We start from the raw sequence: 5,221 nt of genomic DNA on the forward strand, positions 1-5,221 counted from the left end.
GAATATGCTCTTTGTTTGCAACGCAAACCGCACACAAACGAAGTTTGTATAAGTGCGCCCTTCTTCACTTTGTTCATTGGGGTGATTATACCACAGGCAGAGTGAAGATACTATTATGTAATTCTAGTGTTTCTGCGATAGTTTGATTATAATAGAGAAAAACAAGGCGGTAGGGGAGTGAGAGCTTTGGCTCGAAAGACAGAAGAAGAAAGACTATTAGAGATGGATGAAAAAATTAAGAAGATGCAAGCCGAGAAGCAAAGGCTTGCTAACCAATTAAAACAAAAGGAAAGAAAGGCAAGAACACAAAAGCTAATTAGAATGGGTGGATTATTAGAAAAACATTTAGGAATAACAGGAGAAGAAGAAACTATTAAGTTGATTGCTTCTTTCCAAAAATCTATTTTGGAAAATAAAGATAGAGTAAATGCCATGGACATTAATCAAGCTAGAAATATACTAGGGATTCAAGTCCAGAGTTCAAAAGAATCTTAATCCATATTTTATTGTGTTTCTACTCTAGGTTAGATAAAAGATACCGATTTTGAAATTTATCAAAATCGGTATCTTTATCTAACTCTATTTATAAAAGGATGTATTTTCTTCTTTAAAATCGAAATTAAATGGGACCAGTTACATAATACATAAATAATAATATAGAAGACAAAATGCCTATACTATTTAAGATTTTCCCCATAAAAATATAATTGTTTTTTCTCTCTTTAATTTTTTTTGCTTGTTTATATCCTATAACTCCTAATATTATTGCAACTAAACAAAACCATAAAGAAAATACAGTCAAATAAGCAGAGATCAGAGCAACAAAACCTATTAAAATAGCTTTTACTTCCTCCTGCACAATATATACCTCCCTAAACATTCTTTGTTTTTCCATTTTTTATTATATATGTTATTAATTTGAAGAAATATTCGGATTGATATAAAAAATTAAGGGACATAATTTTAACTTTTAATAATATAGTTATTTTTTAAAGATTTTTAAAACCTTTTTACTTATTTATAGGAGCTTGAAACCCTTGGGGCTGTAAGTCTCAAAAATTTAAAAGTGAGTTTTGGTGCACTTAAAGTGAGTTTTGGTGCACTTAAAAGTGAGTTTTGGTGCACTTAAAGTGAGTTTTGGTGCACTTAAAGTGAGTTTTTTAGAAAAACTTGTTTTTTAACTCACTTTTAAATATGATAGTTATATCAAGAGTTATGAAAGGAATAAAGAAATGGCAAGGAGATTAGAAAAATTATCTGATAGAGTACCAAAATTAAAAGAAATGGAAACACGTAATTTCCCCGTTGTTAAATCTAATCATCTAATTCAAAAAACTCGTTTTGATTTAACATTGGTTGAACAAAAATTGATATTGCACGTAATCCAAATGATTGAGCCAAAAGATGATGATTTTAAAACGTATCGTTTTTCAATTAAGGATTACTGTAAAATTTGCCAAATCAGCGATAGAAGTGGGAAAAACTATTCGATTATTAAAAGTTCCCTGAAAAAGATAAGCGACAAAAGTTTTTGGATGGAACAAGAAGATGGTACGGAAGTGTTAATGAGGTGGATCGACAAAGTAGTTATAGACCATAAGAAAGACATAATTGATATTAAATTGGATAAAGATTTAAAGCCTCATTTGTTGCAGTTGAAGCAATTTTTCACTAAATATAATTACTTATATGTAATGACTATGAAAAGCCAATATAGTATTAGGCTCTATGAAATATTAAAGTCTTACGAAAATGTCCAAGGGATTATTTATGAAGTGGATGAATTAAGGAAAGTCCTAAATCTAGATGATGATACATTACCTAGATGGGTTGATTTCAAGCGTTTTGTGATAGAACAAGCTATTAAAGAAATCAATAAATTAACTGACATTACGATTACATACGATACGATTAAAAAGGGAAGAAGTGTTTTCGAAGTTGTATTTAATATTAAATCCAAGTCTGAAACACAAAAAATTATATCTCAAAGATTAATTGAAAGAACATTAGATAAGAAAAATAAAGATAATGATGATGATACTCCTTACTAATAGCATTGAGAACGTTTTAAAGGGGTTATATTGAGCCCTTTTTTAAAATAACGCATTTAAAGGTGTTAAATGGATAACGGCCTTCTACGGGCTTTGTATACACTTTAAAGGGGGAGTTGATAGTTATGGAATTTGATGATTCAAAAAAAATCATAAATGGGGAATTTGATATGAACCGCACTTGGTATGTAGGATTTGAATACAAAAGGGATTACGCAAAAAAGCCTTTGTCTGGGGAGGAAAATGAAAAACTAGTGGATGATCTAATCCAGGTCTTTGCAAAGTATGAAATGCAGTGGAAAATGAAATAAAAGGCTACCCAAAGGCAACCTTTTTATCGTTTTATTAAAGGTTCGGATTTAAAAAGAACTTTTTTTGTTTCAGCATCAACAATTATATTTTTTATATCTTTACCATTTTCAGATACTGTTAAATAAACATATACTTGTCTATTAGGATGAAAACCATCACCTGAAACTCGATTTTCACCAATAAACTCATCTACTTTTGACAACACCTTGTTCACATCTTTAAAAGAGACTTTTTCTCTAATGTTAATTTTAGCGTTCTTGTATTCAGTATATTGTTTTTGGTCTATTGAGCTATAAAAAGAATTTGGACTAGCAAACTTTTCACTAGAGTTATCAGGATATTTGCTCCATGATTCTTTTGCTGGTTCCTTAGCTTGAATTGAATTTGTGCTTATTCCCATTACTAAAACAACTAATAATATCATTGCAGTAATCATTTTCTTCATTTTGTATTCAACTCCTTTTTTGTATTATTTGATTGATTATCTGTTTTTATAAACAAATCTCTATAAGAAATAAAAAATGACCTCCCTACGGCTTGGCGCTGTTTGGAGGTCATTTCACTGATCTATAAAATATAGAGCCAATTCTTAAAAGAGTAGGCTAGCTACAGATGCTGTCACATCTGTAGCTTTTTTGAATATAGCATGATTACCTTTCTAACCCAATGTTTTGCCCTTTTAAGCGTTGCTTTGGTTTTTGCTTAGCATTTACTTTGTGTTCCTGCTTTTGGGCTTGTTCTACCCCTTCTAGGATGGCTGAAAGAAAGTCATTGCTTTGGCTTAGGCTTTGCGTTTCTTGTTGAACTTTTTCAAGTGCTGGAGCAACTTTCTCTATTTCTCTTTTATGTTGTTCCAAATGCTCCCGATCTTCATAACCGATGGTTCGAATAGCTTGAGTTAACTGTTCTCGTTTTTGTAAATCTTTCTGATAAGCTTGTTGTTCTTCCTTGGAAAACAGAATTTTTCCTTTTAAGTAAGGATTCGATTCGATTCGTTCAATTCGTTTTTCTAGTTCAGTAAGATGATTAAAATAACTTTCTGCATTTTGAGCATTCCGAACAGCCAGATTATAGTTTTGAATACCTTCTCGATTTAATTCAATTTTATGCTGTCTTTGTTCTAAAGTATGTTTTATGTTGTCGAGCGATATAGTTTTTCCTTGTTTCTCATTTAGTCGGTTCAATTTAGATGCTGTCTTGTAATCCAAATATTGTCCTGCTGTTTTCAATTCAGGATATTGGATAGCTACTTTACGAATTAGCTTTTGCTTTAGTATTTCTTCTGTCTGGTTTAGTATTTGTTTTTGGTCTACAGATTTTAAGATGCTCCCGTTTAAAGTTCGAGTAGACGTATCAATTTGTTTACTTAATTGCTTTTTAGCTAACTGGATCTCTTCACGTGCAGATAAACCAGCTTCTTTTAAACATGTATTTAAGTGGTCATGCTGGCTGATGATTTTATCTTGTAAAGTGTTGATACTAGCACGCAAATTTTCTTTTTCCTTACGTTGGAAAAATCCTACTTTATCAAGTTTTCCCTTTAATTCTTCTAATGTTTTTTCATAATGAGAAAGCTGTTTTTCTGCTTGTTCTGCAATAGAAACTATGTGATTTTTTGTCTTTAAAGATTCTAGTGCTTTTCTTTGTTGTTCGGTCTGTACTTCTAATGATTTTCTATAGTTGGCAATTGTTGCTACCGTTGGAATTTCGCCAATAATTTGTTTGGCTGCCTCCACATTTTTTTGTTCTTCAGTAGTTAATTCTACAGACTTCTTTTGCTCCTGTTGTTTTAACTCTGCTTCTATTTGTTGCTTCTCTTGGCGGTATCTTTGTAAGTCATAAACAATAGCATTATGCTTTTGTACTTCACGATTAATATTACCTCGCTCAGTTTTCATCCCCTTTTTCTCCATATCAGAAGCGACATGCCCCATATGAACCGTAGGTAAGATTTCAAGTCCACGTTCAGCGTGAGATTTATGTGTAATTCGTTCTTTGATGTTTGATTGTTCTAATGCTTTATTTGCGTATTCTGACCATTGTTCTCTCCACTGCTCCAGCAGTTCTTTTTTGTTCCAATCACGATTCTTTGTAGTAAAGCCTTCTTCTGAAATTTCTCGTGTTGTTAACATTATGTGAGCGTGAGGATTGTTGGAGTCATCTCTATGAATAGCGATATCAGCAACCATGCCTTTATCTACAAATTGGTCTTGGATGTAGCCTTTGATTAATTCAGTTTGTTGTTGATTGGAAAGTTCTTTAGGTAAAGCAATATTTATTTCTCTGGCTAATTGAGAGTTCTTTCTTTTCTCAGAACGTTCAATTTCATTCCAAAGAATCTCACGATTTTTAACCCAAACAGGGGAATTTTCAGGAGCAAGAATATGGGTTTCCGGCTTCACTTCTCTTTTGTAAAATTTACTTTCATTAGTTTGTTCATCAACTAAACGCTGACCAGAACGATAGGCAGCTGACGCAATTGCTGATTGTCCTTTTCCTCTGGAAATCATTTGTGCTGAGAAGTGATAGATTGCCATATGCTTGAACCTCCTTTTCAAAAGATTTTGTAGTAGCCGTAATAAAAATGATCGTACCGTAAGGTGGGAGAATTTTTATTATGGAATCGTAAGAAATTAATTAGACGAAATGGCATTTTGCCAATGAGAAATAATTAATCTCTTACGATGAGTTTTTGTATTCGTCACAAGACGGATACTCATTCGCACATCAGCGAATGAAGGATTTTAATTTTTATATTCGCAACAAGCGAATATGCTCTTTGTTTGCAACGCAAACCGCACACAAACGAAGTTTGTATAAGTGCGCCCTTCTTCACTTTGTTCATTGGGGTGATTATA

At 32.3% G+C, this 5,221-nt stretch carries 5 protein-coding genes; 2 read left to right on the plus strand and 3 right to left on the minus strand.

What is annotated here, in order from left to right:
- The first annotated feature begins 177 nt into the window (after window positions 1-177).
- Window positions 178-495, plus strand: a complete 318-nt coding sequence (locus ACF1AK_RS36000) for a hypothetical protein (protein ID WP_350623827.1) — start codon at window positions 178-180, stop codon at window positions 493-495.
- 124 nt (window positions 496-619) lie between these two features.
- Here ACF1AK_RS36000 and ACF1AK_RS36005 read toward each other — a convergent pair whose 3' ends face one another.
- On the minus strand, window positions 620-859 hold the full coding sequence (locus ACF1AK_RS36005; protein WP_350623825.1) for a hypothetical protein: 240 nt from the start codon (window positions 857-859) through the stop codon (window positions 620-622).
- A gap of 373 nt (window positions 860-1,232) precedes the next feature.
- Here ACF1AK_RS36005 and ACF1AK_RS36010 point away from each other — a divergent pair, with 373 nt between their 5' ends.
- Window positions 1,233-2,051, plus strand: coding sequence for a replication initiation protein (locus tag ACF1AK_RS36010; protein WP_350623823.1), 819 nt, complete (start codon window positions 1,233-1,235; stop codon window positions 2,049-2,051).
- Window positions 2,052-2,385: 334 nt separating this feature from the next.
- Here ACF1AK_RS36010 and ACF1AK_RS36015 read toward each other — a convergent pair whose 3' ends face one another.
- Both ACF1AK_RS36015 and mobQ read right to left on the minus strand, forming a co-directional pair.
- On the minus strand, window positions 2,386-2,808 hold the full coding sequence (locus ACF1AK_RS36015; protein ID WP_350623821.1) for a hypothetical protein: 423 nt from the start codon (window positions 2,806-2,808) through the stop codon (window positions 2,386-2,388).
- A gap of 205 nt (window positions 2,809-3,013) precedes the next feature.
- Window positions 3,014-4,900: a MobQ family relaxase gene (gene mobQ / locus ACF1AK_RS36020; protein WP_350623818.1), complete on the minus strand. Its 1,887-nt coding sequence runs from the start codon at window positions 4,898-4,900 to the stop codon at window positions 3,014-3,016.
- Window positions 4,901-5,221 lie beyond the last annotated feature (321 nt).

The sequence above is a fragment of the Kitasatospora sp. NPDC015120 genome, from assembly GCF_043080305.1.
GTDB lineage: Bacteria > Actinomycetota > Actinomycetes > Streptomycetales > Streptomycetaceae > Kitasatospora.

Coding starts and splice junctions, on each gene's coding strand:
- ACF1AK_RS36015 (WP_350623821.1), bottom strand. CDS start 2,808: ATGAAGAAAATGATTACTGCAATGATATTATTAGTTGTTTTAGTAATG.
- mobQ (WP_350623818.1), bottom strand. CDS start 4,900: ATGGCAATCTATCACTTCTCAGCACAAATGATTTCCAGAGGAAAAGGA.
- ACF1AK_RS36010 (WP_350623823.1), top strand. CDS start 1,233: ATGGCAAGGAGATTAGAAAAATTATCTGATAGAGTACCAAAATTAAAA.